This is a genomic window from Ochrobactrum sp. AN78, from assembly GCF_029909885.1.
Classification (GTDB): domain Bacteria; phylum Pseudomonadota; class Alphaproteobacteria; order Rhizobiales; family Rhizobiaceae; genus Brucella; species Brucella quorumnocens.
The window spans coordinates 1-25,900 of sequence record NZ_JASAMU010000003.1 but is presented as its reverse complement, the minus strand read 5'-3'; the positions used below and the strand labels follow the sequence as shown (position 1 = coordinate 25,900).

Sequence of the window (25,900 nt, the reverse complement as noted above, 5' to 3'; positions counted from 1 at the left end):
TAAAGGTTCCCTAATTGTATTCTGCGAGCGACAGTTTCAGTTCGGCCCTGCGACGCAGCCAAAGGCTGGCCCGATATCGCGGATCACCGGTTCTTTCATGAATGGCATCGAGAATGCGGACAATCACATCCGCACCGATCCTGTCGCCCCATACGAGCGGCCCATGCGGATAACCGAGTCCCAAACGCACCGCGGCATCAAGATCATCAACTGACGCAATCTTCTGATGAACAATGTCGGCTGCGATATTCACGATCATTGCCAACACGCGTTGGCAAACAGTTCCGCATGTGTCTTCGACCACCGACGCTTTGACACCGTCGGATTGCGCAAGAGCTAAAGCTTGTTCTCGCGCATTGTCAGTTGCTCCCGGCGAAGCAATCAGCGTGCGATGCTTGTGGATGCCGAATAGCGGATCAAAACCAATCGTATTGGCCGCATCGAGGCCTTCGCGGACGATTGTCGAGGTCAGATCATCGCCAATCAAACCAATCAGAACCAGTGAACTCGAACGCGCATCATCACTGATTTGAACGCCTGCCAGTTCCGCAACTTTTTGCAGCGCTTTTTCGGGCGTATCGCCGATGATCGTCACCGATTTTGGTAGACTGCCTTGTTCATCAGTGGTCGTGATCATAATTGAATCGTCAGAGTAGTCATAAAAGCCGCGTCCACTCTTGCGTCCAAGCAGGCCCGCATCAAGACGCTGGCGCGTAATCACTGAAGGTCGATAACGCGGCTCCTGATAATATTGGCCGTAAATCGCTTCCATGACCGGATGGGAGACATCAAGCCCTGTCAGATCGAGAAGCTCGAAAGGCCCCATACGGAAACCCGCAGCATCACGCAGAATAGCGTCGATAGTCGCGAAATCTGCAACGCTTTCGCGGATCATCGCAAGTGCTTCCGTGCCATAGGCGCGACCGGCATGGTTGACGATAAACCCCGGAGTATCAGCAGCCATGACTGGTCTATGGCCAATCCGCTCTGCAAGTTCTTTCAGACGCTCTAGGACCGCATCACTTGTCAGTGCACCTTTGATCACTTCCACAACCCGCATCAGCGGAACAGGATTAAAGAAATGAAAACCCACCACGTGTTGCGGGTTTTCAGCTTTTCCCGCGATTGCAGTGACGGATAAAGACGATGTGTTCGTCGCGATAATCGTTTGAGGCGATAGATGCGCTTCCAGGGATGCAATCAGCTCGCGCTTCACACCCAGATCTTCCACAATGGCTTCGATAACCAAATCTGCCGAAGCCAACTCCTTCAAGGCGCTGATAGGTATAATCTGGTCCAGAGTATTCGCTGCTTTAGCAGCTTCCAGTTTCCCGCGTGCAACTCGAGTGTCCAGACGTTTTGAAAGGTCGCACTTCGCTGTCTCTGCTTTGCCCGGAAGCTGATCGAACAGGTAAACTTTCAAATCGGCAGCAGCCATTGTTTCAGCAATGCCGATGCCCATAATCCCAGCGCCAATGATACCAACTTCTCTGATGGGGCCTGACATCACATCCATCTCAGCGCCCCTTGAACTCTGGCTTGCGCTTGGACAAGAAGGCATCGATCCCTTCCCTCTTATCTTCTGTGTCGAAAAGAAGTTGGAATGCCTTACGCTCCAGTCTCAAAGCGGTTTCCAGAGGCGCATCCTCACCATACATTACCGCTTCTTTGATCTGCTCTGCCGCAAGCGGCGGCATCAACGCTATTTTCCCGGCAAGCTTCAGGGCTTCCTCGAGCGCTTTTCCCTCATCCGTCAACCGACTGACAAGGCCATAGCTTTCGGCATCGACGGCTGAAAGCATTTCGCCGGTCAACGTCAATAACATGGTCTTGTATTTACCTATCGCCCGCAAAAGCCTCTGCGTGCCGCCCGCGCCCGGCATAAGCCCAAGCTTGATTTCTGGCTGACCGAAATTCGCAGTCCGCGAAGCAACGATAATATCGGCATGCATCGCAAGCTCACAGCCACCACCCAGTGCATAGCCTTCAACGGCAGCAATCACAGGCTTCGGGCAGCGCGCGAGACTTTCCCAGTAACGGTGAAGCCGCTGCGCAAGGATTTCTCCTGCACCAGTTTGCGCGAACACTTTCAAGTCTGACCCAGCGGCAAAATTTCCGCTTCTGCCGGCAATGACGATAACTCGCGTTTCGCGATCAGCAGCAAGGCGATCCACAGCTTCAGACAGCTTCTGCCGAATATCCATATTCAAAGCATTGAGTGCTTCTGGACGATTGATCTCCAGTAAAGCAACACCAGTCGCCGGACGGCTCTCAATCACCACATCGGTAAGCTCGGTCATCCTCTCCCTAACTTCCCCTGAACCAACTCCAATCACAGCCAAAACTACAAATGGAATTTAATTTCATTTTATATTGTTTCGAACTTTAATCTATGAAACATTCCATTAGCAATAGGATATTTCTGCAAAACGCGACGTGCTTCATCTTTGTTGAAATCACGCGTGAAGGGGCAACTTATGATCCGCGATCCGGAGACCTTCCAATCACTCATAAATGCGATCAGACGCTTCGTTCGGGAGCGGCTGATGCCTGTCGAAAAACAGGTGGAAGAGACAAACAGTATCCCGGAAGATGTCATTGATGACATGAGGGCGATGGGCTTGTTCGGGCTTTCAATCCCCGAAGAATATGATGGGCTTGGCTTGACGATGGAGGAAGAAGTTCTCGTCGGCTTTGAGCTCGGCTATACCTCACCAGCATTCCGCTCCGTCATCGGAACCAACAACGGCATCGGGTCGCAAGGGATCATTGTTGACGGAACTGAAGCCCAGAAAACCTATTGGCTACCCAAGCTTGCGAGCGGCGAGATTATCGGCTCCTTTGCTTTGACGGAACCCGATGTTGGTTCCGATGCAGGCGCTGTTAAAACCACGGCTGTAAGAGACGGCGATGATTACGTTCTCAATGGCGTGAAGCGCTTCATAACCAATGCGCCGATCGCTGGAGTTTTCACTCTCATGGCACGAACAGGCGAAGCTGGACCTTCCGGCGTCACGGCCTTTCTTGTTGACCGCAACTCGCCCGGTTTGAGCGTTGGAAAAGCCGATCACAAGATGGGGCAACGCGGCACTCAAACCTGCGATGTCTATCTGGAAAACGTTCGGGTACCCGCAGAAAATATCATCGGCGGGATAGAAGGCCGGGGTTTCAAGACGGCAATGAAAGTGCTCAATCGTGGAAGATTGCATATATCTTCCGTATGCACAGGCATGGCAGAGCGATTGATTGACGAGGCCGTCGACTTCGCAAAAAGCCGTGTTCAATTCGGCAAGCCGATTGCAGAACATCAGATGATACAGGCTATGCTCGCGGACATGAGCACAGAGGCCTATGCCGCACGCTGCATGGTGCTTGATGCTGCACGCGCTTTCGATGACAAAGACCCAGCCATCATCCGCAAAGCTGCAAGCTGCAAGCTTTACTGTTCGGAAATGGTGGGCCGCATTGCTGACCACGCTGTTCAGATACATGGCGGGTCAGGTTATATGCAGGACTATGCTGTCGAACACTTCTATCGTGATGTGCGCCTCTTTCGTCTGTATGAGGGTACTTCGCAAATTCAGCGGATCATCATCGCACGCGAAATGACGAGGGCTTAACCCATGGAAGTCACCGGCAAGAGCAAAATCCTTTTCGTTCTCGCGCATCCGGTCGGCCATGTTCGGGCAAGCCACGTCTTCAACACCTATTTCAGCAAAACAGGCAAAAATGCTGCGGCAGTTCCCCTGCATGTCCATCCAGAAGATCTTGCACAGGTCATTGATGCAATTCGCAAACTAGGGAATGTGAGCGGGTTCGGAGTGACTATTCCGCACAAGATCGCAATCATGCCTCTTCTTGACGAAGTGACTGATGCCGCGCAAGAAATCGGCGCAGTCAATTTTGTTCGCCGGGAAGAAAGTGGGTGTCTCGTTGGGGACAATATTGACGGCCCTGGCTTTATCGAAGGCTTGCGCAACAATAATATCGAACCGAAAGACATGACTGTGTTGATGCTTGGTGCAGGCGGAGCTGGACGCGCTGTGGGATTTGCTCTCGCCAAGGCAGGCGTACGAACTCTATGGATCACCAATCGTGACCAGAATAAAGCCACAGCACTCGTCACGGATATACAATCCGCCTATCCTGACTGTAAGCTCAAAAGCGGACCACATCACGGTACGCAATTCGATCTGATCGTCAACACAACTTCGCTTGGTATGGCCGAAGAGGACGAACTTCCGATTGCTCTCTCGGATGTTTCGCCAGACACGATTGTATCGGATATAATCGTCAATCCGCCGATGACGCGCTTGTTACAACTGGCTCAGGCAAAAGGCTGCACGATCATCAATGGTGTGCCCATGCTTGATGCACAGATGGTTCTGGCCTGCACACATATGGGCATTTGAGTAGTGACATTGAATTGATATATTCGGCCGCTCGACAAGGATGTGTCCGGCAATTGGAGTCTATTGATGAACTTTGTAAATGAACCGGACAGCAGCTTAACTGAAGCCGACGACGCAATCGCGGAAGAAGCTCAGGCAGAATCTGGCGAGGTGTTATCAAACACCGTTTACAATACGCTCAAATCGCAGCTGATGCAGGCGCAGCTCCTGCCGCTCCAACGGCTTAAAGTTCGTGATCTTGCACGCTCGCTGGGAACATCTGAAACGCCCGTTCGGGAGGCACTTATCCAGCTCTCCCGCGAAGGCGCAATTGAGATCAAGCCGCGCTATTATATCCGTGTGCGCAAACTTTCGGCCGACGAGTATGAAGAAATTCGCGCGATGCGTCTTGAACTCGAACCTATGGCGGCAGAGCGTGCTTTACCGCATATTACTGACGAAGATATCCTTCAACTTGAAGACCTGCATCACCGCTTGATTGCCGCCGAACAAAGTGGTGATTGGCCTGAGGCGCTGCAGACCAACTTCGATTTCCATTTCATCATCTATCGCCGCTCAGGCATGAAACATCTGATAGACGTGCTCGAAGCGCTCTGGATGCGTATCGGCCCCATACTTTCAGAACTTTATCCGCACGCCATGCCAACCTATGCCGGTCCGCACCAGCACGAAGTTGTCCTCTCGGCGTTGCGCGACCGCGACTCCTATGCCTTGCGCATGGCAATTCGCATGGACCTTCTTGAGGGTGGAGCGGCACTCATCCGGCACCTGAAGTCCTCGGCCTATACAGATTAATCCAAACAAAAGCCGACGCCACAAGAGCGTCGGCCTGAGATTGCTTGAAGCATTGCTTATTCAGCAAGCCAGTTCTGCCAGCGCTCACGCAGCATATTGCGATTTTCGCCGATCCACTTGAAATCCGGCACCAACAACAATTTGTAGTTATCCGGTGACGTAGCGTAATTCTTCTGTTCAGCCTCAGGCAACAAAGCCACGCCTTCCTTTGAATGCGTCGCATAATTGGCCGTCTTGATGAAGGCTGGATGGCCTTCGGCATGACCATAGAAATAGTTGATGAACTTCAATGCGCCTTCTGGATTTGGCGCATCCTTGAGGATCGCGAAATAGCCCGTATCCATCACAGCATCGTTCCAGCTTACATTGAACGGCGCGCCATCATTCATCGCGCTCAAAGCTCTGCCTGAATAAGACATGGTCATGGCAACTTCCTGATCGCGCATGATCTGCGCCACCTGGTTGCCTGTCTTCCACCACACGCTGATATGCGGCTTTATTTCATCGAGTTTTTTGTAAGCGCGATCCAGATCCATCGGGAAAATTTTATCGCGCGGCACGCCATCAGCTATCAAGGCGATTGCAGGCAACCACCAGTCACGGTCGCCGGTATCAGGCAATCCACGAGGGCCGGGAAAGGATTTGACGTCCCAGAAGTCAGCCCAGGTCTGAGGAACCTTATCCTTGTAAACTGACGTGTCATAAGCAAGCAGCATGCCGCCTGTCGTTCTGGCAACGCCCTTTTCCTTGCAAGAACCTTCAACGCCTTTAGTTTCAACATTGGGTAGCTTGGAACAATCTATCGTCAATAGAAGATCGGCCTTGTCGACCAGATCAGGACCAGTCGCAGTCACGATATCAAACTCATATTTGTTCGTGCGTTTCATGGCTTCGACTCGTGCCCACTGGTCCGGCACTTCGATATCGAAAGGTACGACATCAGTACCGCTTTCTTCCTTGAAAGGTCCGTAAAACTCTTTCTCAAGCGTCAGGCGCATCTGGCCACCGGTCGTTGCATAAACGACGCTATCGGCTTTTGCGGTCAACGCTCCGCAGGCAAGCAGCAATCCGGCGCACATCAATAGTCTGGTTGTTTTCTTGAACATGTTTCCCTCACATATAGTTTTCTATTTATTCTTCAGACACAGTCTGTTGCGAGCGCATGGCAAGCGCCCGAAGTCCGGCGGCACCCACCAGAACGATGATTGAAAGCAGCGTGAGCATCACGGCAATCGCAGGGATAATCGGCGTCAGATTTTGTTCGATATCGTCGAACATCATGCGCGGCAGGGTCTTGTCGCGCACGCCTGCCAGAAAGAAAGAAATCACCGGTTCATCGAACGAAATGACAAATGCAAACAGCCCACCCGACAAAACATTCGGCCAGATCAGCGGCAACGTAACGGCACGAAAAGCCATAAACCTATTGGCACCACAGCACATTGCAGCATCTTCCAAAGCAGGATCAACCTGAGAAAGAGCCGCAACAATCGTGAATACGCTGAACGGTAATGCGATAATCGTATGAGCGATGACGTAACCAGCCGTGGTTTCAGTCAGCCCAACGCTTTGGAACAGCAGGTAAAGCGCGATTGCCAAGGCGATATGCGGAACGACGATTGGACCAATGAGCAAGGTCTGGAACACCGTTGCCAGCGCACCCTTCCCGCGCACAATTGCATAACTTGCACAAAGGCCAATTACAGCACTTGAGATTGCCGTGAAGAAAGCAATCCGAGCGCTGAATGCGGTGGCACTCATCCACTGCGCAGACTGGAAGAAGGCTCCAAACCACTGCCACGTAAATCCTCTTGGCGGAAACGTGATGTAATCCGTTTCACTGAAAGCCATTGGCAGAATGATGAGGATCGGCACCACGAGAAAGCACAGTACCAAATAAACATAGGCATTGAGGAGCAAATTGCGGGTGTTCATGCACTGCCTCCCATCATTCGGTTAAACTTGAAGACGCGACCGAAGATCAGCGAAACCGCCATAACAAGAAGCGTGAGTATGCCGACCAAAGCTGCTGCAAAAGGCCAATCGAGCGTTTCGCGAAGCTGCTGGGAAATCAACGTTGCGATCATCATTTCCTTCGGTGATCCCAGCAACGAAGGAGTGATAAAGTAGCCAAGTGCCGTCAGAAAGGTGAGGATCATGCCACCCATCACACCCGGCAGGGTCAACGGGAAAATAACCTCAAAGAAAGTTCGCACAGGACCAGCGCCAAGAATGGCGGCTGCGCGTGCATAGTCGCGGGGTACATTGCGGATGGCGCCATAGATAGGCAGCACCACGAATGGCAACAGAACATGCGTCATCGCGATCAGGACGGCCGTTTGCGTGTATAGCAGCTTGAGTGGCTGATCGATAAGACCAAGCTGAAGCAGCCCCTGATTGACCAATCCATTGCGCTGTAAAAGCACAGCCCATGCAGCCGTTCGCACCAGTACCGAGGACCAAAACGGCAGTAGGATACAAGCGGTTATAAAAATCAGCTTCGGACCGCTCGAATGCGCCATAAGCCAGGCAATCGGATAAGCCATAAGCAACGCTATCACGCTGACCAGTGCGGCAATCAATACGGTTCGCCCGAGCACATTCAGATAGACCGGATTGGAGAAGACCCGCTGATAATTATCAAAGGAAAGCGACGGCTCCGTAACAGACAGAGCCAGCAGGCTGACCAGCGGATAAATAAAGAACAGCAACAATAGCGAGAAGAAAGGCAATAGCAGGAGAAGCATCCCGCCTTTCGAGAGCTTGCGTCCGTCCGGCTCGAAAAACATTTTCAACATCGGCTTAGCTCGCTCGGGAATAAACGAGGCTGGCTTCAGGCGCGAAACCTAAACGCAGCTTTTGCCCGGCACCAATGTCGGAAATTGCAGCGCTCGCCAAACGTGCGCGCAGTTCGGTGCCATCGGCCATAGTGCCCAGAATGGCAGTATCTGGGCCGGCATAAATGACGTCACGCACGGTGATCTCCAGCCCCTGCTCCGCAGGTATCAACCGCTCCGGACGAACCGCCATCAGCGCGTCACCGAATTGAGCGCCCATAACATTTTCTGATGGTATGGAAACGACAGTGCCATCGGCAGCCCGCGCCTTCACGCCATCCCATGTGATGGGTATCAAGTTCATCTCACCGATGAAGCTCGCAGAAAAAAGATTTGACGGGCGATTGTAGAGTTCGCGTGCACCAGCGATTTGTTGGATATGACCGCCTTGCAGGATCGCAACCCGGTCAGCCATTGTAAGCGCTTCGCCCTGATCATGGGTCACAAACACGATTGTCATACCTAGTTCGGCATGAAGGCGCTTGATCTCGATCTGCATTTCTTCGCGCAGGTTTTTATCAAGCGCCGACAAAGGTTCGTCCATCAGAAGAACACGCGGCGAATAGACAATAGCGCGGGCCAATGCGACACGCTGCTGCTGCCCACCGGAGAGCTGTTTCGGACTGCGATGGGCGAAATCTGCAAGCCGCACGCGGGCAAGCGCCTCGCGGGCGATACGATGCCGCTCCTCTTTTGGCACACCACGCGTTTTAAGTGGGAAAGCCACGTTGTCGAGCACACTCATGTTGGGAAACAGCGTGTAATGCTGAAACACCATACCAATATTGCGCTTATGCGGTGGAACGCGCGTATAGTCGTTGCTACCGAATAAGATACGTCCCTTATCGGGACGCTCAAACCCGGCCAGCATCATGAGGATTGTCGATTTTCCGGAACCAGACGGCCCAAGCAAGGCAAGAAATTCACCGGGTGCAATCTCCATATCGAGATCGTCAACAGCCGTGAAACTTCCGTAGCTCTTCCTCACACCCTGAATGCTGATGCCCAGCCCGGAATCGGGCGTGCTTTTATGGCTAGCCATGCTTTCCCCTGATGTTTTTGTTGTTGGGTGAGCTTAACCCGCATTCCACTTCATTGTCTAGAATGATATATCAAATTTATCAAACTTATCGGCCAGACCGCAATCTTCCTGCTGTTTTCTCTCGGAAATCGCCTCTTTTCGTCGCGATACTCCGATATTTTCGCAAGATATTCCGCGAAATGCGCTACTACAATAATATTTGCGCCTCTTTACGGATTCCATCTTGACATATCTTCGTTGTCGGGATCATTTTTGATATATCATAATTCGACGTGACGAGCGTAAAAACGTCGTCAAATGGGAGACAACCAATGCATGCGCATTCCACTTCGGCCCAAACCTTGAACGCACACAATCTCGATGCTGAGCTGCGCGAGCGCGCCGAACGCGTCATCCCCAACGGCATGTGGGGACATCAGCGCGCATCATCTCTCCCAGAGGGCTACCCTCAATATTTTGCGTCTGGTGAAGGTGCCCATGTCACCGACGTCAATGGCAGCAACTATATCGACTTCATGTGTGCTTGGGGCCCAATCATACTGGGTCATCGCAACACGCTCGTGGATGCAGCAGCGCTCAGCCAGATACAAGCAGGCGACTGCCTCAACGGTCCGACGGCCCACGCAGTCGAACTTGCAGAACTTCTCGTTGAGACAGTGCCGCATGCAGATTGGGCATTGCTCCAAAAGAACGGAACAGATGCCACGACCAACTGCGTTACCATTGCACGTGGTGCCACCAAGCGCCGCAAGGTGTTGGTTGCGAAAGGCGCTTATCACGGTGCTGTGCCATGGTGCACACCATCGATTGTGGGCGTAACAGCGGAAGACCGCGCGCATCTCATCCACTATGTTTATAACGATGTTGAAAGCCTGACAGCGGCAGCCAAACAAGCCGGCGATGATCTGGCCGCAATCATTGTTTCTGCTTTCAAGCACGACCTTGCCATTCCGCAGGAACTCCCGACATCTGAATTTGCAAAGACGGCACGCGCACTGTGCGATGCAGTGAGTGCAGCACTCATTCTCGATGACGTTCGTGGCGGCTTCCGCATCGATCTTGGCGGAAGCTGGCGTGGCACAGGCGTTGAGCCGGATCTGGCGGCCTATTCCAAGGCAATTGCCAATGGTTATTCGCTTGCAGCCATCACTGGCACCAACCGCTTTCGCGAAGCTGCGGGACAGGCCTATATGACCGGCTCGTTCTGGTATGCGGGAGCATCTATGGCTGCCGCGGTTGCTACCATTAAAGAACTAAAGCGCATTGATGGCCCAGCGCTCATGAAACATGCGGGCGAACGCCTCCGCAACGGACTGGATGCACAAGCCCGTGTTCACGGATTTGAACTTCTGCAAACCGGACCTGCCGCAATGCCTCTCGTGCAATTCGTCGGCGACACAGATGCGCAACTTGGTGCTCGCTTCTGCCGCGAAGCTTTAAACCGTGGTGTCTATCTGCACCACAAGCACAACATGTTCATATCTTGCGCGCACACGGATGCGGTGATCGATGATGCTCTCTCGCGAACGGAGGATGCCTTCAAGGCAATCTCCGTCAGATAAGGACAAAGCGTGAGCGAACAGGCGGGCGACGATCGAGACAACCTTTCTGACATTGTGTATCAGCAGCTCAAATCGGGGCTGCTGCGCGCGCAGTTCAAACCGCATCAGCGATTCAAGGTTCGTCAACTGGCTTTGTCGCTGGGCACATCGGAAACGCCTGTCCGCGAAGCGCTGATGCAATTGTCACGCGAAGGCGCGATTGAAATCAAACCGCGTTTTTATATTCGCGTACGACGCCTGAGCCTTGCAGAATACAAAGAAATCCGTGCAATGCGGCTCGTCCTTGAGCCTCTCGCTGCGGAACACGCGCTGACGAATATCTCAGACGAAACCATCGCAAAGCTGGAGGCCATCCATCGTGAGCTGACCGAAGCCGAGCGCAACGGGGATTGGCCAGCGGCCTTGCAGATCAACTCGGATTTCCATTTTGCGCTCTATAAGCAAAGCGGCATGGCGCATCTTATCGATGTGCTTGAAAGCCTCTGGATCAGGGTTGGTCCGCTTGTGTCGGAACTTTACCCTACAGCCAAGCCAACCTATCCGGGGCGTCATCAGCACGAAAATATCATCACGGCTTTGAGTAATCGCGATAGTTACGCCTTGCGTCTCGCCGTCCAGCTTGACCTCATCGAAGGAGGCGCCGCACTTTTGAAGCGCCTTCTGCAATACGAACGAGAAAATCTCGGCGAAGCCGATTTAGCGGGTGATCGTTCGATATTGAACAGCCATCAAAATTTGTGATTGAAGGAGGAAGTCCGAAATGCCGCGCGACAAGTTTAAATTTCCTGAGATGGGACCACACGCGATCAAGCCTTGGGCAGTTCGCAAAGGCTATGCGGACGAGCACTTCCTCTCCGATTATCGCTATCAGTTTCCGCGTGAAGACCCGAACCTTCCCGAAGTCTTCGTCTATACCGAAAAAATGTCTTACGATCCCGGCGAAACCGTCGAATTTCATGGCTCCACCACTGCCAAGACATGGTCTATCCAGATATATCGGGATAGCCATGAGCCCCAGATGATGGACGAAGCTTTCGACCTTCCCGGAAGCTTCACCAAAACATCGGAAACCGCCTATATGGATGGTTGCGACTGGCCGGTTCTTTATCGCTGGAAGATTCCCGAAGATGCTCGCTCCGGTTTTTATCGCGTTGTCTCGACATGTATGCGCCCGGATGGCGAACACTTCGTCCAGCATCATTTTGTCGTTGTGCGCCCCACGACGAAAACCCGCTCGGGTCGCATTCTTCTCATGTTCGCAACCGGCACCTGGACAGCCTATAATGATTGGGGCGGTGCCAACCACTATTTTGGCACATGGGGTCCCCAAAAGAACGAGGGTTCACCTATCTTGAGCCTGCGCCGGCCATGGTCCAAAGGGATGTTCTGGCTACCGGAGGGAGCCGCGCGCGTTTGTAATCCAGTCTGGCAGGACATGGGCGATGCAACTCGTTACCCATCCAAGGAATGGGGTTATACGATGGGCTTCTCACAGTTTTATTCTTCTGCTGGCTATGCGCAATACGAGCGGTATTTCGTGACATGGGCTGAAGCAGCGGGCTACCAGATAGACTACATCACTCAAACCGACCTCCACTACAATCCTTCAATCCTCGATGATTACAATTGTCTTGTGACCATTGGCCATGATGAATATTGGTCGTGGGACATGCGCAAGACCGTCGAAGAATTTGTCGCACGCGGCGGGAATTTCGCACGCTTTGGTGGCAACTTTCTCTGGCAAATCCGGCTTGAGAACGATGGGCAGACGCAAGTGTGCTGGAAGACCAAAGCACCCACGCAAGACCCCATCATGCAGACCGATCAGAAACACTTGTGCACGGCAAACTGGGCAAGCGGCGCCGTAAACTGGCCCGGCGCATCAACAGTTGGCGTTAACGGCGAAAACGGAATGTACGGCAGCTGGGGTGGCTTCTCTCCACGGGGCTCACGCGGACTTACTGTCTATCAACCCGAGCATTGGATCTTCGAAGGCACACATCTGCGCTATGCCGACATCTTCGGCCACGAGGCACAGATCTTCGGATATGAAGTCGATGGCCTCAATTATTCATTCAAGAATGGCTTCCCATATGCCGTGGAAGAACATGGTGTGCCGACCGAGAAGATCGAGATTCTGGCCATGACACCGGCTTCGATCTACGAGTACGAACTCGACGGCCAGGGACATCGTTACTACGTTCGGGATAGCGATCTGCAAGGCATCTGCGAAATGGCTCCTGATGGCTATGAATCCGCGCGAAAGCGATTGGCCCACGGCGCTGGAATGCTCGTATCAATGAAGCAGGGCGATGGGGAAGTGGTAACCGCAGGGCTTTGTGAGTGGGTGATGGGCCTAAAGCGCAACTGCGCCTACACAACCACCATTACCCGCAATGTGCTCGACCGGTTTCAGGAAACGGGACCAGCTGCGGCGTAACTGATAAATCAATTCAGGCCCGAATGTTGCATTCGGGCCTGTCGCGATTGCTTATCAACGAGGCATCGGTTTGCTGCCATAATATCCATAGCGTGCACGCACTTCATCAAGCTCGTCTTCGCTCAGAAGAGCCGGATCTCCGACCTGACAGGCCAAAATATACTGACGCGCCAGAGTTTCAAGCTTTTCAGCCAGAAGCGTCGCGTGAGCCATATCCCGGCCCCAAACGACCATCCCATGACTTGCCATCAGACAGGCGCGATGATTGCCCATAGCACGAACGATTTCATAGGCCAGAGCATCAGATCCGAACACACGATAGTCAGCGCAGGGTACCTCACTGCCGCCAAAAGAAGCGATCATGTAATGGAAAGCTGGCAACGGTTTACGCAAGCAAGAGAGCGCAACGCAATTATCTGCATGCGAGTGGATCACGGCACCCGCTTCGGGGTGATTGCGCATGATCTCTGTGTGAATGCGCCATTCGCTGGATGGAACCTTGCCTGCCAGATGCTCGCCTTCGACCGACACAAGGCTCATATCTTCGGGCTTCATAAGCGATGTGGCGCCTGTTGGCGTCACCCAAACATGCTCGCCCTCACGAATGCTGATATTGCCGCTGCTACCGTGATTAAAACCCTTGTTTTCCATATGGCGCATCGCATCCACAATTGCGCGGCGCGCAGTAAGGTTCTGGTCGTAGTCGGTTGGCATCGTGTATTCCCCATCTGTTTGCAGCCAAGAATTTTTGATGATGCGTAGAGCGCGTTTCGATCTGATTAAATCAGATCGGCGCTCTCATTGTTCGGCTTTACGCACTCTTATCCGAAAACCGCCTCACACTTTTCGGGATGTGCTCCAACTTCATAATCCCGGCAATTGACGTGGTCTATCAAAATGATACTTATTTGGAATTAAATTTCATTATTATAGAAGCAGCGTTGGGTATGGCCTTACATGAGGATAAAAATGGGGAACACAGCCACTCTAGGTATCATTGCCGACGACATGACTGGCGCGTTGATGGTCGCAGCCTATTACGAGACAGCAGGCATCAAAACTGCGGTAGTAACCGAAATCGACGCAATCCGGGAATGTGAAGGTGAAACTGTCGTCATATGGGCTGGAAGAACACGCCTCGCCGATCCGAAAGAGGCATGTTTGCAGATTACCCGCGCCGCCGACGCTTTCGATGCGATTGGATGTGATCAGGTCATTTACAAAGTCTGCGCCAGTTTCGATTCAACGGAACAGGGAAATGTGGGGCCTGCTGCTGACACATTGCGTGCGCGCTACAATCCAAGCAGTCTTTTGTTCTGCCCCGGCTTCCCAAAATTCAATGCTACGGTACATCATGGCTATCTCTTCTACCGAAGCCGTCTCATCTCCGAATCTGTCAAACGCTATGACCCTGCCACCCCGATGAACGATCCCGACATGGTTCGCTTCATCGGCAAGCAGACAGCCGAACCGGTCGGCCTTCTGCCCCACTCCGTTCTACTCAAAGGCAAAGAGACAGCACAAGCACATCTTGATGCGATGGCAACAGAAGGCACCTGCTACTGCGTCGTCGATGCAAGCGATGATGGCGATGTAAAAATCGCTGCAGAACTGGCGCGGATGCAACCGACAATGGTCAGTTCCGATGCCGTTCTCATCCAGCTTGGTATCGACCGTTTTGCGCCTAAACCAGCCATATCTGTTGCTCCGCCATCACCGAGTAACGGCACGGCAGCCGTACTGGTTGGAACCGTTGGTCCTATTGCAGATGGGCAGATTGCCGTCTTTGCCGCCAAGTATCCAGTGTTAACGCTTGACCTCATAAAGGATGGCAGCGTTGAAGAGATGGTTTCAAAATCGATACAATGGGCGAGAGCTCACCATGGAAAACAGCCTTATCTTATATCCACTACAGTGCACGACACGCGCGTGAAAGAAATTCAGGCGGAGTTGGGTGTTCGCGGCGCCAGTGAAAAAGGCGAGCGGCTGATATCGGAACTGGCTGCAGCCGTCTCCGAACTTGGCATAGACAAGCTTATTGTGGTGGGCGGCGAAACATCCGGCGGCGTCATAAAGCGCCTTGGCTTGAAGCGGCTTCGCGCTTTCCCTGATAATGGCATCGGAACGGGTTTTTGCGAGAGTGATGATAATCAACAGACCCGGTTCTTTTTCAAGTCCGGTAAGACCGGAACTGAAACGGTCCTTCTTGATGCCTTGGCCGTTATGTAAGCCGTTCGATCTTTGAGGTCTTGAAACTCACCAAGTCCAATACCAATTAATGGACACCTCCCGTTATGACGCTTCCTGCTGCACTAGTCATGCAGTGTTCGAAGTCGTCCGGGTAAGAAAAGGGCGCTCCCCATTGGGTAGAGCGCCCTTTTTATATCTTGAAAACAAAGCCTCGGCTTATTTCCAGGTAATCTTGAGACCACCCGAAACCTTGCCGGCGACATTGGTGGAACCACCGAACTCGACTGCGCCGCGACCGAACAGGCTGACATTTTCCGAAACACGGGCAACCACGCCAACACCGACGTCATAACGTGCGCCGCCCATATCATTGCCGATCCCCGTGCCTGAAGCCACCAGGCCATTCTTGCCCTTGAATTCATGCTTGGCATTGGCGTCGGCGAAGGTTGTGACCGACTTCACAAACTTTTTCTTTTTCGGAGTTTCCGGCAGAGGAACAATAACCGTCTTTGCCTTTGCGCCCTTTTTACCCTTCGCGCTATTTGCAGGCTTTATCGGTTTGGCAGGGGCAACTTCAAACATCTCTTCCTCGTCACCGAAGTAGAAGGTCTTTTCAAGGCGCACACCAACACGACCGATCAGCGATTCCGCTTCCTGACCATGCACGGCAATGCCGTAATTGTCGGTAAAGCCGTTTGCCCTGATCTTTGAATAGGTGAGCTGTGCCTGTGGCTGAAGCACAACATTGTTGCCAAGATCAAAGCCATAGCCTGTTTCAATAGACGCGGAGGTTGCCTTGCCCTTATAGCCATTTCGCAAATCAAAACCCGATACAGACTTGGCATTCACGCCGAAGTCGAGCCAGTCATGCTTGACGACGGCATCTACATAGGCGCCCGCTCCAGGCTTGCGATCCGTCGGGGCTTTCTCCTGCCATGTTACATAGCCGCCCAGACCTTTGGAGGAAATTGAACCATCGGCTGTGCGGCCACGGACGTCGAAGCTGGAATTCGCATATTCACCAAAGATGCCGACTGTGAGCTTATCGCCAGCCACAAAGACATCACCCTTTGAATAATCGGCACCGATCTGCACACCGGCAGTGGTCATGTCAAAGCCATGGCCATTATAACCAGTGATGCTTTTTGGCGAATAAGAACCAGTCTTGCCGATACCGCGCATCCAGGCATGAAAACCATCCTCTAAGTCTTCCGAGCGCAGTTCGCCCAAACGCTCATGGAAAGTATCGAGCGTGGTCAACACATGGTTCTGTGCAGCAGACAGAGCAATGTTGTAACCGGGAACGATATCGACCACGTGACCCGTGCCCGGATTTCCACCGCTGCCATCACCTGGGTCAACGACATCGTTGCCTTCAGTCTGCAGATACCAGTTCTGGCCGTCGGCCTTCTTCAGCTGATAGTCATAGATACCAACGACCGCTGCTGAACCAAGCTGGAATTCCGCGTCACTTGCACCCCCAATCTGAACAACCTGAATACCATCGGCCGTACCAGTGCCAGTAAAAGCGCCTGTTCCACCATTGTTGCGAATATTGATCATGCCAATGCCATTCGCATCACCGGTCACAGCGATCTTATCCGTTTCACTCGCAGCACCGCCCTCATTCAGCTTAGTGTTGAGAATAAACGAACCGCCATTCACATTAAGCGTAGCTGCAGTCAGCGTCTTGTAGGGATTGGCAGCGTCGAACTCCACCGTGCCGTCATTGGTAAGTGAGCCTACATCAGACGAACCTGTCATCAGCCAATGCGAGGTGCCGTCAACCGAAGCGCTCGTCAGGCCCTTGGCCGCCCCCTGCCACAGGCTGCCGTTCGACAACGAGGCATCGATCACCGCATCCTCTGCTTCCGCAACCATGTCGCCGCCAAGATAGGACTTTCCATCCGCCGTCAAGGTCGTCGTCGTGCCAGATGCCGCCGTCAAAACCGTGCCATTGCCGCCAATTGCCTGTGTGCCGTTCTTCAAGTCAAAAACGACACTGCCGCCAGCTGTTTGCAGTGCAGGGCCCTGCTCTGAAACGACAGAGGTCTTGTCCAGAACCGCCGAACTATCGTTCAGCAGATAGACCCCCGCACTGTCAGCACCCGTCGTCTTAATTACAGAGCCGGTCGCCGCAACAGAGCTGTCATTCTGCGCAACCAGACCATGAGAGCCGACGCCTTCAGTGATCACATTACTATTCGTCACTGCGACAAAGCCACCGCCACTTGCAAACCCGCCATGCGAACCCGTACCCAGCGTCGTGATGACAGAGCCGACGGCATTAACGGCTGAACCGGGATTGAAAGCATGCAAACCGCGCGCATTGGAATTTTCAGATCGCACTGATACGCCGTTTACGTTGATTGTCGCTCCGCGTACAGCCAGAACGGCCGACTGTTCATTCCCGCTTCCCTTAGCCAGAATGCTGCCGCCATTCATGGTCAAAACCGATCCTGCATCGCCAGCGGTAATGCCACGTCCTTGCTCCGAAACAATTGTGACATCGGTCAGATTTGCTGTAGCACCATCAAAGGTCACCGCACCTGCTGCCGTCGCGCTTGTGGTATGAATACTACCGCGAACCATGTCGTAATGAGAACCAACGCCTTCAGCGACAACACCACCGGCGTCCTTATCTCCCGTCGTCTTAACATCTGTATCGGTAATGGTTGCCGTGCTGCCGCCTATGGCCAGAACGCCGGCCGCAGCCCAGTATGGCTGTTCATGGCTACCATTGGTTTCAATGCTCGCGCCAGTAATCTCGGCTGAACTTCCATTTTGCAGCAGAACCCCGACAGCACTGTTTCCAGTCGTATGGATAACCGTGCCAGCACCCGTACGAGGGTCATAACCAATAACCGCGTGGCCACCGTTGCGTGCTTCGATACCAGCCGCGTTAATCCCGGATGTCGAATAAGTTCCGCCGAAAGCACGGATAGTCGAACCAGCACCAATCGCGGTTGCGCCGTGGGCAATATACCCCGTGGTCATCACTGTCACATTAGTCGCATTAACCGATCCGCCGTTTTGTACAACAATGCCGTGCGCATTCTGCGTACTAACTGTTGTATCAACAAGATTGGCGGCGCTGGCCACACTGCGGACGCCAAACCCATCGCTGCCGGTGGTCGTGATTTCTGTATTGCGGATATCAGCATTGGAACCATCTTGAAGATCGACCCCAATCCGTACTGCTTCGATTTTTGCATTGCGAACATCGACAGAAGAACCGATGGCGCCCGGTGATGTTCCTGCATAAGCCAGAATGCCCACGCCGCCCGACGTGATGGTCGTGCCGTCGATGGTGACATCACTGCCGTTAATCAGTTCGAAACCGTGCGTACCGCCCTTGACTGTGCCACCGGTCATATCGAGCGTGCTGCCATGCTGAACCAGAACTGCCTGAGATGTACCCTCAATCGCGCTGTCAGTGACAGCAGCTGAACCCGGCACCCCGAAGAATCCGGATATACCAAGACCGCCAGGACCGGTGATAGTCGAGTTTACAATGTTGGCTTTACCGCCGAATACATTAATCGTGTAGCCGCTTGGTGCCGCGGTTGGTGTAGCGGTTGCACCGCTCATGTTGAGCGTACCGAAAACACCCGTTTGCTGAATCATACCACCGACAGTGACGTTTAGGGTTGCATCGTTCTGTATGTCCCAGGTTTCAGCTGTATCGCCTGCACCAACCGTGACAGTGTCGCCTGGTGCGACGTTACCGGCATGCGACGGACCCGACAAAACGGTAGAAGCAGCAAAAAGCGCAACGCTTGCCGAAATGAACCTGCCAGTTACGCGACCAAGACGAAGGGGTTCTAATGAGCCATGGGAGATTGGCATTTTGTAATTCCTTTCGGGAGATGCCGGTCTTTCCGGCACAATCAGGCGCAAGCCGTCCCATTCCGAGCCGTTCGGAGAGCGGTTGACAGTCTCTGCCTGTGAGGTTTTTGAATTCTGCGAACTGGAAGCACCGCAAACCGGCGGGAATTCGGCCCTTCCAGCCGCTGTCCGTCCTCAAGAGGACGGAAGCTGAATTGATTAATTCATCAGTTCATTGACGCGGTTCATCGTGTTTTGGAAACCGTTGAACGAGATGGAGAAGTCTGCGCCCTTTCCATCATCCGACACGGTCTTTACGGTAATCACCTTACCCTTGCCGAGCGACGCCGCCATCTTGTCATCAGCTGCAAATACCGCGCCAGCACTGGCAGCTGCCAGAGTAGCGCCTGCAATCAGTGTGTTGAACTGCTTCAGCATTTCAAAATCCTTCGCATGTCCGCATTCCCGCGGAAACATTTCAGACCACCATCGATCTGGTTCTACGAGAGACAAGCATCGGAGCCAGGTGTGAAGTAATTCGAGCCCTGTCCAGCACATCGTCCACCATCGACCGAAAGTGCACATTTTGGGAAAAGTAATTTCACATGAACTTACCGGTCACAGCGTAAATGGCTGCGAAAAGCCTAAACTTCATGCCAAGATGGTTTCAGAATGAAAGGGAACAAGGGAAATTCCGAGTGAACTTTCATCATGCAATTGATATTCAATGATGTTTTTCAGTTCAACTTGAATAAGAATGCTGCCTTACTGCGGCTTTCCCTGCATCTGCTGATCGAGAGCAGACAGATACGATGTCATAAGTTCCACAGAACGTTCAGACAAAGCTACGAACTGGCGTCTTCCATCGTCAGGATCAAGCCAACGGCGAACCAAGCCAACGGCATCCATTTCTTCGAGACGGCGCGATGCCGTCGCAGCGGAAACACCCGACACTATATAGAGCGAGGAAACTGAAACCTGCTTATCCTGAAGATGGTTTTCCATCAAATCGAGCAGCATGTGCCAGGCAGGATCGACAAATAGCTTGTCTGAAAAATAGCGGGTTTTGATATCTCTAATGCGAAGAAGCTCCAGCATTCTCTCTTTCGACGGGACATTTGCAAGTTCTTCCGGCGCTTTATCGGACAGCACCAGCGTTGATCGATCCCCCAACAACGTATTATTTGCCGGCTGTGGCTGGAAGGTTTCCAACATGGCACCCAGCTGTTGTGCCTCCTGCATCAGCCGCGACAGCCGCTCATGACCTTGCGACCATTGAGAAGCTTTTTCCCGCTGCTCAAAAGCTTTTGCAGCCGCCCTCCCCACGGATTCCAGAAACGGCACGCGCCTTACTGGCTTATGCAAGAAATCGACCGCATTCAGCCGCAAGGCTTCGACCGAGTTATCGAGCGTCGCATGGCCGGTCACGAAAATAACCTGCAGCCAGTTTCGATCCGCATATCGCTCGCGAATGTTCCGGAGTAACTCTATACCGTCCATCCCCGGCATGCGAATGTCGCTTACAATAACGTCAATCTCTGGTGTTCTATCGAGTAGTTTGAGGGCAGCCATGGCCGCAGACGCACGCAGGCAATTGTATCCCGCGTCTGTCAATGCTGTGCCTAAAACGTCGAGCAAGGCTTCTTCGTCATCGATTAAAAGCACGGTGATGTTGGCAGGTGTATTGTTCATTCTCTACTTCCTTCACCCTCATCGTGCTTAGCGACACGAAGGATAAGCCGAAACTCTGCACCTTCGGCACCGTTGCTTGCTTCCAGCCGACCGCCCATATCACGCGCCATGCCATAACTGAGTGAAAGGCCTAGCCCTGTTCCCTTGCCAACAGGCTTGGTCGTGAAAAATGGTTCGAACAAGCGATCCAGATTAGCCGCAGGAATACCTGGACCAGAATCCTCCACAACAATTGCAATCATATTATCTACGGATTTCTCAACGCTGATGGCAATAAAGTCGTCGCCACTTTTATCCTTCAGAGTATCATTGTGTAGGCGATTTTCGAGAATAGCGTCTCTCGCATTAAGAAGCAGGTTCAAAACAATCTGCTCTATGAGAACAAGATCAGCCATCATCCGGTAATCACCGGCGCGATAATCTTTCCGGATTAGTATGCCCTGATTTTCAATTTGTGTACCGGCAATGGTAAGCACCCCTTCGATAGCTTCCGCAGGGTCAACCGCACGCAGCGATCCATCGCTGCGGTGCCCGTAAATACGCATATGACGGACGATATTGGCCGCGCGGTCGATCTGTTTACTCGCAATATCAAGACCATCAACAATCATCGTCTGATCAAGATTGCCGCCGGAAACACGTGCGTGAAGATTGTCGACTGCCATTGCAAGCGTCGCGAGAGGCTGGTTGATTTCATGGGCGATGCCGGTCGCGACCTCACCCAGCGTAACGAGCTTTCCCGCCTGATAAATCGACAACTCCGCATCTCGACGCTCGGTAATATCCAGACCAACCGCCACAAGATTCTTGATCGTACCGTCACTGGTTGTAATTGGTGAGACAGACCAGGAAATAGCTCGCTTTCGCCCATCTGCCAGAACAATGTTTTTCACAGCTTGCCAAGGAAGGTTGTCAGTGACGACGGACAGCTTTTCACCAAGCGGTTGTGAAATCGCCCCCTCTTCCAGTTTCGACATTTCGGTTTCAGGGAAGAGTTCATGCATAGCTTGGTTGGCGACTATAAAACGCCCTGCGACATCCGTTACAGCCATCAAAACACCGCCAGTGTTGACGATAGTTTCCAGAAATTCCTTTTCTCGCCGTTGGTGCGCTGCTTCGATCATCACATTCATAAGTGAGCTCTTGTTGCGCATGTATTTGCCGAGAATGACGCCGAGAACACCGAGGGCAGCAAAGAGAGCCACAAGTGCCGCAACGATAACAGAGGATGCAGTCAACCAGGCTTTATAGATCGGTTCAGTTGGCAGGCCGACGTAAGCTACCAAAGGTGCGGCCGATGAACGGTAATAGGCAAAGATGCGCTCCATGCCTGTTTTGACTGAAGGGTTAATTCTGATGCCCTTACCGGCGGCCAACTGCTCTGGAATAAAGGATGCAACGTTTTGCCCGACCACAGCAGGTGAACTCGACGCGCGAATTGTGCCGTCCGTTCCCATCAATCCGAAGACCATGCCTGGTTGGTGATCAAGTTGGCTATAGAAACCGTTAAGATAGGCTTCATCCACGATAATGAGAACATAACCATGGAAATTGCCGTTGCTGTCGCTAATACGGCGAGCATAGCTCATCGCCCATCCGCTAAAATCGCCAGGCACACTCAAATCGGATTTGTAAGGCTTGCTGATGTAAAAATCAGCAGCACCCAGCCTGCTCAGCACTTCAAAATCCACTGTACGGCTTAGATCTCGGCCGATCGGATATTCGTCCATGCCGCTCGCATATACACGACCGGTCCTGTCTACGATTGCAATTCCCATCGCAGCTGGCTCGGCGGCAGCGCGGCGGCGCATGACTTCGGACAACAGCCCCTCGTGGACAATTCTGTCAGCCCGATCTTCCATAACTGCTCGGCTGAGCGCATCAAGTTTCGCGAAGACCTGCGTTGTATACTCGGCGAGGGCCTGCGCCAACGACATGACCTGCTGGCCTGCACTATCTATACGATTTGTGTAGTCACGATAAATGATCGTCGTTGCGCCAAGCGATGCAATCAGAATGACAAATGCCGCAGCAAACCAATAGGTTCGCATCGTCCGGTGATCGATTTTGGTCAGACGTTCCATCTGTCTCCCGAGATCAGGCATTTCTGAGATAGGCAGTAAACAGTAAAATTACTAACAAATGAAACGCAACAACATCGGATTCTCACTGCACATTGCCGGGCAAGCCATGCAACCATCGCAAGTGATGGCGCACTTCTATTGCCCGCTTATGCACCATTGAACGGTTGCATTCTTCAACCGTAGTCAACATCGGAAAATTTAACTCTCTATAGAGACATTCAATATCGCTATAGGTCTGCCATGCAGATTTTGCTTCGTGGAACTGGTTGTGACGAGAGGCTGGCAAGCTGCGAAGTAGTGTTTCTTCAAGCTTCTGCAGCTCTATTGTGCTGGTATACTCGACACTATCATCAGTGGACGCGCCCCAGAAAAACGAGGAGAGAACAAGAAGCGTAACAATATTAGTCATCAGACTTTCTCCCGCCAGGTCGATATCGCCATCGCGACGAGACATTGCTTCGGGACTGATAGGAATACGTGCTTAACAGATTTAGTCCGCCTTGAACCCAGAAGGCAGCACGTCATATGCTACCTTCTATGTCGTCAAGTTTTACTTCAGCTTGTCCTTAATCATATCAAGGGCTTCAACTGCACAGGCTTCGTCGATGTTGCCTGCAGGTGCGCCGCCGATGCCAACCGCACCAATGGTTTCATCACCGATCTTGATAGGCACACCGCCAGCCAGAACGAGGAAGCCAGGAATTGACACAAGCTGAGCTGCACCAGGGTTCTTCTGAACATTCTCAGCCATCATGCTGGTTGGAACACGCGATGAAGCAGCGGTAAATGCCTTTGCCTTCGATGCTTCAACCGTGTGTGGCCCGGCATTGTCTGCGCGCATCAGAGAGCGGAGCAGCCCAGCACGATCAACGACCGAAACAGAGACGTTATAGCCCTTAGCTGCGCAAGCCTTAACGGCCTCGCTTGCTATTTCGTTGGCGGTTGCCAGCGAAATGTTTTTCTCTTCCAGTTCGGCAGCCGACACAGTGGCAGTACCAAGAACCAAAGTTGCGATTGCAGATACGATCAACTTTTTCATTTTGACTTCCTTCCGTTTGCGTTGTCAGCGCATGATCAGGGTCGAACAAATCGACGGTAAAAATGCCTCCAGACCGACGGGGTTGCGGGGCTTGCCTATGCCGGTCGGGAGTACCAGACCTCAGCCGTTTGAGGGATCTGAGACCTCGCTCATTGGTTGTTGTAGCAACCATCTCGACTATCCCGCTCTTACAGCAGCGGAATATCAGTTCTCATGTTAAAGTGCGGATATGCCAAACCGGATGGCGGCAATCCAGAATATTAGGCAGCCAAGAACCATCATCAGCCAGATTGGAATAAGAATTTGGGGAGCAAATTTTTCGGTATTTGCAAACTCAAGGTCTGCCGAGACGTCAAAATCGCTATGGGAGTTCCTATATTCAACAATCGACATTGACGCCAAACCTTCTGTGCTGGTGGCGCTTGGGAGCGCCGCATTTCTCGCTGTTCTAGTTCCGTCGATGCGGATCAATGCTGCGAGTGACACAAGGAAAATGGCGGCTATGGATTGGAAAATCATCTCAAAGTGAATTCAGACTGAGACCATTATTTCCGAGCGCGGGATGTGATTATCCATCTCTTTGAAATATATTGATAATATCAGTTTCACATTGAATACACTTGGCCATAAACCTGCAATACAATCATTGCTCTTCAGTGCTCCGCCGAGCTGGAGGAGCACTTTCTATTCAATCCACTGGGGTTTGATCCCACGCGCTTGCGCGGCAAACTTTAGTCAACTGCATCCACATTGCAGTTCAATGTTGCGCCGTCGGACGTAACGGCGATCTTCTCGAGGCTTGTTGCGAATGAAATCTCATAACCCTCCCCCACAAAGCTATTCTGTGAAGCGGATGTATTCCTCTTGAGCGTGCGTTCGCGGCCAAAGGCATTTAGAATAATACGGTCCGGATCGTCCTGTGACGTGATGATCTCAATCACGTTATCATGGTCGCAAACATAGGAGATGTTGTCTTTGTCGCTTTCAGCGAAAGCAATATTAGGCAACAAAACGAGTGCAATGCCGAGATATAAGCGCATTTGAAAACACCTTTGAAAGTCTGCGTTAAACTGGACACCTAAATCCATCTTAGTGCAACGCGCACCAAACTACCGATTCTGAACGTTGACAACTATGGCCAGCTCTAAACGAACTGATACTCTAATAGGCCTAAGCGTGTTGTAATCACAAAAATGAGTTGGTGACGCTCAATGCATATTCGTTAGATCTGCGATTTTATGAACCACAATGGTACTGTTGACAATGACCGTCACCAGTGGTGGAATTTACACTCCACTCTTTCCAGAATTGTTGCACAACCAAACGCCATTTGGCTGCGGGGTGGAATATTGGATTGATTGTAAGCTCAGAAGCGTCTGATTGCGGTATCTGACGCGCGCCCATCATCAGCTCCATTCTTCAACCAATGAGTATGTGAACTTTATACGTTCTTGTCTTAATGAGCAGCACCGGAGCGGGTTTGTTCTTTTCTCGATCTGTAGTTGATTGTAATCGGTCTGAGTGCCGGTATTGCAAAGCCACATCTTCTAACCTGTGTTCTGCAGGAAGTACGTCCCGATAGACACGAGCGGGCGGGACTCAATTACACCATTCAGTTGTCTTCCACGGTTGCTTACGCTGTTGCCCTTATAAAGATAATAATCAACGCAGGCGCGCTGATCGATCCAGGCGGGATACCCACGACCTCACCATATGGTACTCACTGGCAATACGATACATCCCATTCCCTCAGTTACTGTGCACTGCTGGCCCAAAAGTAAGCGCTGCAAGGTAAGTTAATTGGTGAATGAGATTAGGCTATTTCGGGAAATGTGACGTTAGGACCGGCCAAAGCGCTGTTTTCAACACTTCAAATACAGAGAACCACATGATTTTCAGTATTCGGTTTAAGATCCGTTGCGTGCTAGCGTTTTTTTATTGATTAGCGGGCTTTAGATTTGGTTTGCTTTAAACGCAAA

Annotated in this window: 22 protein-coding genes; 7 read left to right on the top strand and 15 right to left on the bottom strand. The window is 52.2% G+C overall.

Going from position 1 to position 25,900, the window contains the following annotated elements; all coding sequences use genetic code 11:
* Window positions 1-10 precede the first annotated feature (10 nt).
* Entirely contained in the window at window positions 11-1,516 is a 1,506-nt protein-coding gene (locus QBD00_RS06880; RefSeq protein WP_318579008.1) for a 3-hydroxyacyl-CoA dehydrogenase, read from the bottom strand.
* A gap of 1 nt (window position 1,517) precedes the next feature.
* Window positions 1,518-2,300 (bottom strand): enoyl-CoA hydratase, encoded by a 783-nt coding sequence (locus QBD00_RS06875; protein WP_318579007.1) that lies wholly within the window; start codon window positions 2,298-2,300, stop codon window positions 1,518-1,520.
* Between the two features lie 177 nt (window positions 2,301-2,477).
* On the opposite strand from QBD00_RS06875, the gene QBD00_RS06870 reads away from it, so the two are divergent.
* From QBD00_RS06870 to QBD00_RS06860, 3 genes are all read left to right on the top strand, one after another.
* Window positions 2,478-3,620 carry an acyl-CoA dehydrogenase family protein gene (locus tag QBD00_RS06870; RefSeq protein WP_318579006.1) on the top strand — a complete coding sequence of 381 codons (1,143 nt, stop codon included), beginning with the start codon at window positions 2,478-2,480 and terminating at the stop codon, window positions 3,618-3,620.
* A gap of 3 nt (window positions 3,621-3,623) precedes the next feature.
* Window positions 3,624-4,412 carry a shikimate dehydrogenase gene (locus QBD00_RS06865; protein ID WP_318579005.1) on the top strand — a complete coding sequence of 263 codons (789 nt, stop codon included), beginning with the start codon at window positions 3,624-3,626 and terminating at the stop codon, window positions 4,410-4,412.
* A 66-nt stretch (window positions 4,413-4,478) separates the two neighbouring features.
* Window positions 4,479-5,207 (top strand): GntR family transcriptional regulator, encoded by a 729-nt coding sequence (locus QBD00_RS06860; RefSeq protein WP_318579004.1) that lies wholly within the window; start codon window positions 4,479-4,481, stop codon window positions 5,205-5,207.
* Window positions 5,208-5,263: 56 nt separating this feature from the next.
* On the opposite strand, the gene QBD00_RS06855 is transcribed toward QBD00_RS06860, so the two are convergent.
* From QBD00_RS06855 to QBD00_RS06840, 4 genes are read right to left on the bottom strand one after another with little or no spacing between them, the layout of a single operon-like run.
* Window positions 5,264-6,313, bottom strand: coding sequence for an extracellular solute-binding protein (locus QBD00_RS06855; RefSeq protein ID WP_318579003.1), 1,050 nt, complete (start codon window positions 6,311-6,313; stop codon window positions 5,264-5,266).
* Window positions 6,314-6,338: 25 nt separating this feature from the next.
* The gene (locus QBD00_RS06850; RefSeq protein ID WP_151092549.1) at window positions 6,339-7,142 is read right to left on the bottom strand and encodes an ABC transporter permease; all 804 of its coding nucleotides are present in this window, start codon (window positions 7,140-7,142) and stop codon (window positions 6,339-6,341) included.
* Window positions 7,139-8,005: an ABC transporter permease gene (locus tag QBD00_RS06845; protein WP_095445579.1), complete on the bottom strand. Its 867-nt coding sequence runs from the start codon at window positions 8,003-8,005 to the stop codon at window positions 7,139-7,141. The genes QBD00_RS06850 and QBD00_RS06845 overlap by 4 nt, the downstream gene beginning before the upstream one ends.
* 4 nt (window positions 8,006-8,009) lie before the next feature.
* Window positions 8,010-9,086 (bottom strand): ABC transporter ATP-binding protein, encoded by a 1,077-nt coding sequence (locus tag QBD00_RS06840; protein ID WP_318579002.1) that lies wholly within the window; start codon window positions 9,084-9,086, stop codon window positions 8,010-8,012.
* Between the two features lie 311 nt (window positions 9,087-9,397).
* Here QBD00_RS06840 and QBD00_RS06835 point away from each other — a divergent pair, with 311 nt between their 5' ends.
* From QBD00_RS06835 to QBD00_RS06825, 3 genes are read left to right on the top strand one after another with little or no spacing between them, the layout of a single operon-like run.
* On the top strand, window positions 9,398-10,648 hold the full coding sequence (locus QBD00_RS06835) for an aspartate aminotransferase family protein (RefSeq protein WP_318579001.1): 1,251 nt from the start codon (window positions 9,398-9,400) through the stop codon (window positions 10,646-10,648).
* Window positions 10,649-10,657: 9 nt separating this feature from the next.
* The gene (locus QBD00_RS06830; protein WP_318579000.1) at window positions 10,658-11,389 is read left to right on the top strand and encodes a GntR family transcriptional regulator; all 732 of its coding nucleotides are present in this window, start codon (window positions 10,658-10,660) and stop codon (window positions 11,387-11,389) included.
* 19 nt (window positions 11,390-11,408) lie between these two features.
* Window positions 11,409-13,088, top strand: coding sequence for a N,N-dimethylformamidase beta subunit family domain-containing protein (locus QBD00_RS06825; RefSeq protein ID WP_318578999.1), 1,680 nt, complete (start codon window positions 11,409-11,411; stop codon window positions 13,086-13,088).
* A 54-nt stretch (window positions 13,089-13,142) separates the two neighbouring features.
* On the opposite strand, the gene QBD00_RS06820 is transcribed toward QBD00_RS06825, so the two are convergent.
* Window positions 13,143-13,802, bottom strand: a complete 660-nt coding sequence (locus tag QBD00_RS06820; protein ID WP_318578998.1) for a class II aldolase/adducin family protein — start codon at window positions 13,800-13,802, stop codon at window positions 13,143-13,145.
* Window positions 13,803-14,096: 294 nt separating this feature from the next.
* Here QBD00_RS06820 and QBD00_RS06815 point away from each other — a divergent pair, with 294 nt between their 5' ends.
* Window positions 14,097-15,317 carry a four-carbon acid sugar kinase family protein gene (locus tag QBD00_RS06815; protein WP_318579279.1) on the top strand — a complete coding sequence of 407 codons (1,221 nt, stop codon included), beginning with the start codon at window positions 14,097-14,099 and terminating at the stop codon, window positions 15,315-15,317.
* A gap of 177 nt (window positions 15,318-15,494) precedes the next feature.
* Here QBD00_RS06815 and QBD00_RS06810 read toward each other — a convergent pair whose 3' ends face one another.
* From QBD00_RS06810 to QBD00_RS06775, 8 genes are all read right to left on the bottom strand, one after another.
* The gene (locus QBD00_RS06810; RefSeq protein ID WP_318578997.1) at window positions 15,495-19,127 is read right to left on the bottom strand and encodes an autotransporter outer membrane beta-barrel domain-containing protein; all 3,633 of its coding nucleotides are present in this window, start codon (window positions 19,125-19,127) and stop codon (window positions 15,495-15,497) included.
* A 198-nt stretch (window positions 19,128-19,325) separates the two neighbouring features.
* The gene (locus QBD00_RS06805) at window positions 19,326-19,544 is read right to left on the bottom strand and encodes a hypothetical protein (protein WP_264231881.1); all 219 of its coding nucleotides are present in this window, start codon (window positions 19,542-19,544) and stop codon (window positions 19,326-19,328) included.
* A 327-nt stretch (window positions 19,545-19,871) separates the two neighbouring features.
* Complete coding sequence (locus QBD00_RS06800) at window positions 19,872-20,798, bottom strand: response regulator (protein WP_264231880.1); 927 nt, start codon at window positions 20,796-20,798, stop codon at window positions 19,872-19,874.
* Entirely contained in the window at window positions 20,795-22,882 is a 2,088-nt protein-coding gene (locus QBD00_RS06795; RefSeq protein WP_318578996.1) for an ATP-binding protein, read from the bottom strand. The genes QBD00_RS06800 and QBD00_RS06795 overlap by 4 nt, the downstream gene beginning before the upstream one ends.
* 82 nt (window positions 22,883-22,964) lie before the next feature.
* Entirely contained in the window at window positions 22,965-23,291 is a 327-nt protein-coding gene (locus QBD00_RS06790; protein ID WP_264231878.1) for a hypothetical protein, read from the bottom strand.
* Window positions 23,292-23,432: 141 nt separating this feature from the next.
* Window positions 23,433-23,921, bottom strand: a complete 489-nt coding sequence (locus tag QBD00_RS06785; protein ID WP_318578995.1) for a heme-binding protein — start codon at window positions 23,919-23,921, stop codon at window positions 23,433-23,435.
* Between the two features lie 216 nt (window positions 23,922-24,137).
* Window positions 24,138-24,440 carry a hypothetical protein gene (locus QBD00_RS06780; protein ID WP_318578994.1) on the bottom strand — a complete coding sequence of 101 codons (303 nt, stop codon included), beginning with the start codon at window positions 24,438-24,440 and terminating at the stop codon, window positions 24,138-24,140.
* Between the two features lie 212 nt (window positions 24,441-24,652).
* The gene (locus tag QBD00_RS06775; RefSeq protein WP_264231876.1) at window positions 24,653-24,961 is read right to left on the bottom strand and encodes a hypothetical protein; all 309 of its coding nucleotides are present in this window, start codon (window positions 24,959-24,961) and stop codon (window positions 24,653-24,655) included.
* Between the last annotated feature and the right edge of the window lie 939 nt (window positions 24,962-25,900).